The sequence below is a fragment of the Methyloglobulus sp. genome, assembly GCF_964779595.1.
Window position 1 is genome coordinate 1 of record NZ_CBAROL010000070.1, and the last position, 4,032, is coordinate 4,032.

A 4,032-nucleotide genomic window follows, 5' to 3' on the forward strand; every position below is an offset into this window, starting at 1 on the left:
ATTTAATGAGCATTAAAAATAGATTGGCTGCATTGGAGCGGCATAGCCAAAGCAGCAAACCGATGATGCCTGGGCTTGTGTTGTTTGTGGATGGCAGGAGAACGCCCGAACAGCAATCGCAGATTGAACAAGCAGAAGCCATAGGGCAGACGGTGATTATTTTCACGGTCGTTGACGCTTCGGCACAGCAAGCTGATGATGTTGATGGTCAACCCTAGCGACACGGAAAAACTTTTTCGGAGCGTTTCAAGGAAAAAGCCACGCGAGCATTTCTAAAGCGGCGGTTATTTTGCAGAAAACAGGGGCAGCACCGACAAACATCTCTTTAGTCTCAGGACGAGAATTATAATTTAATTCCATTTGTAGCTTATTAGTGGCAACAGTCTGATCTTCTTTCTGATCTTCTTTGCAAGGAGAAGAACTATAGCTTACATTTCCTTTGCTATCGGTACATTTATACATTTTTGCTTCTGCATTAAAAGCACATAAAACTACAATCAAACTAAGTGTGATTTTTTTTGATTTCATAAGTTATTGATCCAATTTATCGAGAGGATGATACTCAAGTAGCCCCCATAAACCGTCGTCTTTCTCGGAGCTACGGGCTCCGAGTTCGATTAGTAAGCGTTTCGTTGTTTCTTCATCTGCACCGACCACACGAGACAGCGTTGCAATTTTTCGCCAGTACTCTTTGAATCTGGTATCGCGAAGCATTTGTTCCAATAGCTTCTTTCGTACTTTATCGAGTTCTTGGCGTGGCCTGTCTTGAAACCAGTGAAGAAGAAGATTGCCAGCTACCGTGATACATGCGCCAAGGATAACGCCAGCGAACCCAACAAGGGCGACCCAAAACGAAGTATCGGCAATAACCTTTCCGGCAATTTCAGTTGCAAGGATAGTCGTATCCACGTGATTAACTCCCTAACGTTGAGTAGGCATCTTTGTAGGTGTCAAAAACATGATGCGTTAGATAGGGGAAGAAGTTTTAGAAAGTTAATTACCTAACTTTCTACCCTATTGAAGTAAGCGTAGTACATATTTCCTGATTTCAAAGTTGGTGGGTTGAATATTTGTATGGCTGTGAGATACGTGTGCGAACGTCTAACGTTTGAATTCACCGGCCTGCGCGGCTTTTCGCGCAGGTCCGGTGGAATGATGGGTTGGGCCTTTAATGACACCCGTGCCCAGTTTTATTGCTTACTCGTAGTTAGCGCCGTTGGTGACACTTCGGGTGTCGCTAAACCGACTGCTTCTCCGATCCTGCGTAGCATCACCGTGATGGTATTGGGATAATCAAATCCAGCCCCTGTGTTCCTGTCGACAATGTATCCAATGGCGCCACCTAATAGAATATTTCCCCAGACAGCGCCGTTACTCTTCGACACAACAGTTTCATGCCCGACTAGGGTTACGTCTTTCACACAATCTACTGCCAGATCGCCGGTACTCTTATTCACTGTTACGCTACCAGGAGTCGTCACGAACCACTTCCCCGCATCGTTACTCAACGTGCATCCAACACCAGCCACCTCTTTGTTGTCTTGAATGGTTTGTATAGATACCGGTTGCAACTTTGATCCCGACACTGAAGCACATCCTGTAATTGCGAGTAATGCGGCCACGGCGAGTACCTTGTTGTACATGTAATTCCCCTTCATTTGTTGCGGCAAAAAAGGCGTTGCCACACCGCCTAACGAGACAAAGCTACCTCCGTCATCAAGACGGCCCAACGTAAAAGTAAGGGGCTGCGCGCTTTTGCGCAGTCCCGCTTGACTGCCGGGTTAGGACTCAAGAGGCTACTACACATTTTACGATTGGCAGTCACTTGGAAACTGTGTTGCGAAGTCGGCAATGATTGTGAGGCCATCTGCTTCTTCAGGAACCGCTACAGAACCCGACGGGAAGTGTGCCTTCCACAGTTTGCGGAGGTCTCGAAAGTACGGATCACTTACGTCAACGCCAATCACGAAGCCCCCCGATTTCTCTGCTTCGTGGACTACAGGAACGAGCAAGCCGACCGCAGGGCCGATATAGCGATTTCTGACGCCGAGCCATCTGATGACTTCCAGCTTTCGCGTGAAGTCAAGGAAAAATCGACCGTTTGGCACGATAGCCCCAACCTCCGTCGCGGCGAATCGACTTGGTGGGTAATCAAAAGCAATAAGGGTGAGTGCCATGATTTTGAGTCCTAACTACAATTAGACATCCCAATAGACGCAAAACATTGCGTCATCAGTTTGTCTAAACTTTTATAAAAATGTAAAATAACTTTAATTTCATTCATGTGTGAGAATTTAGCACACCCTAAGATAAATGCAATACCTTTCAGAAAATTTACCCGTACAAGCACCCAAACTGCTCGATAAAGCTAGGGGGAAAATCCATTTAACCCGTGGCGTAAAAGGGGCGATAATTGCGTTGCGCCGTATGGGTTTGAATAAAAACGGTGTGCATTGTGTACTTTTAACGCTTCACTAAGGTAACTGTAATATGAAAACATCACTGTCTGAGCGTATCACAACCAATCCTGAAATTTGTCACGGTAAACCCTGTATCCGCGGCTTGCGCTATCCTGTTGAAACCGTTCTAGAATGGTTGGGTTCAGGCATGAGTGCGGAAGAAATTCTTGACGATTACCAAGATATTGAACACGAGGATATTCTGGCTGCCCTTAGTTTTGCATCCCGCGTGGTCAAGATTAAACGTATCGAGATGTTAGCGGCATGAATTTTCTTGTCGATGCACATTTGCCACGTCATTTGGCTTTGCTACTGAAAGAGCATGGCTACGATGCTATTCATACTTTGGATTTGGCGGAAGGTAATCGAACGACAGATAGCCGAATCAATGAATTATCAGTGAGTGAACAGCGCGTTGTCATCACCAAGGATGCTGATTTCGTCAATTCGTTTTTGATATTGAAACAACCTTATAAGCTGTTGCTGGTTTCTACTGGGAATATATCCAACAAGGAGCTTATGGGGATATTTGCGAAGAACTTGCCTCAGATTATTTCGGCACTGACTATTTATGATTATCTGGAATTGACTCGCATTTCTTTGATCGAGCATGGATAACTGATGCAGACACGTGACGCAATGCAATACCCTTCAGAAAATTTACTTGTGCAAGCGCCCAAGTTGCTCGATCAAGTCAGGGGAAAAATCCGTTTGAAACATTACAGTATCCGTACCGAGCAGGCGTATACGGATTGGATTAAACGTTTTATCCTGCATTTTGGCAAGCGGCACCCGCGTGATATGGGCGCGGCGGAAGTGGAGCAGTTTTTGACGCATTTGGCGGTGAATGGCAATGTCGCCGCGTCTACGCAAAATCAGGCCAGGTGCGCTTTGTTGTTCCTTTATAAGGAAGTGTTGGCGATAGAATTGCCTTGGCTGGATAATGTGGCGCAAGCCAAAACGCCTAAGCGTTTACCTGTGGTGTTGAACCGTGATGAGATTCAGGCGATTTTGTCGCGCTTGAGCGGTACGCAATGGTTGATTGCCAGCTTGCTGTACGGGACGGGAATGCGGATTATGGAATGTTTGCGCTTGCGGGTGCAGGATATTGATTTTAAACGCCGTGAGATTTTGATCCGTGACGGCAAGGGGTTTAAGGACAGGGTGACGATGTTGCCCGTATCTTTGTCGGCAGCATTGCAAGCGCATCTCGCCAAGGTGCGGACGTTGCACGAGGGCGATCTGGCGCAGGGTTTCGGCGCGGTGTACTTGCCGTATGCCCTTGAACGCAAATATCCCAATGCGGCAAAGGAGTGGATTTGGCAGTATGTGTTTCCTGCGGCTAAAGTTTCAACTGATCCGCGTACTCAGGCGGTGCGTCGTCATCATGTGCAAGAACAGGCGATACAACGGGCGGTTAAGCAAGCGGTGCGCGATGCGGACTTAACAAAAGCAGCCACGCCGCATACGTTTCGGCATTCGTTCGCCACCCATTTGCTGGAAGGCGGTTACGATATTCGCACGGTGCAGGAGTTGCTTGGTCATGCGGATGTCAGTACGACGATGATTTACA

General features: G+C 47.0%; 9 protein-coding genes. 5 read left to right on the forward strand and 4 right to left on the reverse strand.

The window, feature by feature from the left end; translation table 11 throughout:
• Window positions 1–218, forward strand: a 218-nt coding sequence (locus tag AC1YY3_RS12860) for a hypothetical protein (protein WP_482194583.1), incomplete at its 5' end; no start/stop codon positions are given.
• 28 nt (window positions 219–246) lie between these two features.
• Here the strand turns inward: AC1YY3_RS12860 and AC1YY3_RS12865 are convergent.
• The 4 genes from AC1YY3_RS12865 to AC1YY3_RS12880 form a co-directional block, all read right to left on the reverse strand.
• Complete coding sequence (locus tag AC1YY3_RS12865) at window positions 247–528, reverse strand: DUF4124 domain-containing protein (protein ID WP_482194584.1); 282 nt, start codon at window positions 526–528, stop codon at window positions 247–249.
• Between the two features lie 3 nt (window positions 529–531).
• Complete coding sequence (locus AC1YY3_RS12870) at window positions 532–909, reverse strand: hypothetical protein (protein ID WP_482194585.1); 378 nt, start codon at window positions 907–909, stop codon at window positions 532–534.
• 281 nt (window positions 910–1,190) lie between these two features.
• Window positions 1,191–1,658, reverse strand: a complete 468-nt coding sequence (locus tag AC1YY3_RS12875; RefSeq protein ID WP_482194586.1) for a hypothetical protein — start codon at window positions 1,656–1,658, stop codon at window positions 1,191–1,193.
• Window positions 1,659–1,808: 150 nt separating this feature from the next.
• Window positions 1,809–2,177, reverse strand: a complete 369-nt coding sequence (locus AC1YY3_RS12880) for a hypothetical protein (RefSeq protein ID WP_482194587.1) — start codon at window positions 2,175–2,177, stop codon at window positions 1,809–1,811.
• Window positions 2,178–2,313: 136 nt separating this feature from the next.
• On the opposite strand from AC1YY3_RS12880, the gene AC1YY3_RS12885 reads away from it, so the two are divergent.
• The 4 genes from AC1YY3_RS12885 to AC1YY3_RS12900 form a co-directional block, all read left to right on the forward strand.
• Window positions 2,314–2,478, forward strand: a complete 165-nt coding sequence (locus tag AC1YY3_RS12885) for a hypothetical protein (RefSeq protein WP_481825168.1) — start codon at window positions 2,314–2,316, stop codon at window positions 2,476–2,478.
• Between the two features lie 12 nt (window positions 2,479–2,490).
• Window positions 2,491–2,727 (forward strand): DUF433 domain-containing protein, encoded by a 237-nt coding sequence (locus AC1YY3_RS12890; protein WP_481825167.1) that lies wholly within the window; start codon window positions 2,491–2,493, stop codon window positions 2,725–2,727.
• The gene (locus tag AC1YY3_RS12895; protein WP_481825166.1) at window positions 2,724–3,077 is read left to right on the forward strand and encodes a DUF5615 family PIN-like protein; all 354 of its coding nucleotides are present in this window, start codon (window positions 2,724–2,726) and stop codon (window positions 3,075–3,077) included. The genes AC1YY3_RS12890 and AC1YY3_RS12895 overlap by 4 nt, the downstream gene beginning before the upstream one ends.
• Window positions 3,078–3,080: 3 nt before the next feature.
• Window positions 3,081–4,032, forward strand: a 952-nt coding sequence (locus AC1YY3_RS12900) for an integron integrase (protein WP_482194588.1), incomplete at its 3' end; no start/stop codon positions are given.

Bases quoted from the DNA above. Each gene is read 5' to 3' on its own strand.
- AC1YY3_RS12865 (WP_482194584.1), bottom strand. From the start codon at position 528: ATGAAATCAAAAAAAATCACACTTAGTTTGATTGTAGTTTTATGTGCT.
- AC1YY3_RS12875 (WP_482194586.1), bottom strand. From the start codon at position 1,658: ATGAAGGGGAATTACATGTACAACAAGGTACTCGCCGTGGCCGCATTA.
- AC1YY3_RS12880 (WP_482194587.1), bottom strand. From the start codon at position 2,177: ATGGCACTCACCCTTATTGCTTTTGATTACCCACCAAGTCGATTCGCC.
- AC1YY3_RS12885 (WP_481825168.1), top strand. From the start codon at position 2,314: ATGCAATACCTTTCAGAAAATTTACCCGTACAAGCACCCAAACTGCTC.
- AC1YY3_RS12890 (WP_481825167.1), top strand. From the start codon at position 2,491: ATGAAAACATCACTGTCTGAGCGTATCACAACCAATCCTGAAATTTGT.
- AC1YY3_RS12895 (WP_481825166.1), top strand. From the start codon at position 2,724: ATGAATTTTCTTGTCGATGCACATTTGCCACGTCATTTGGCTTTGCTA.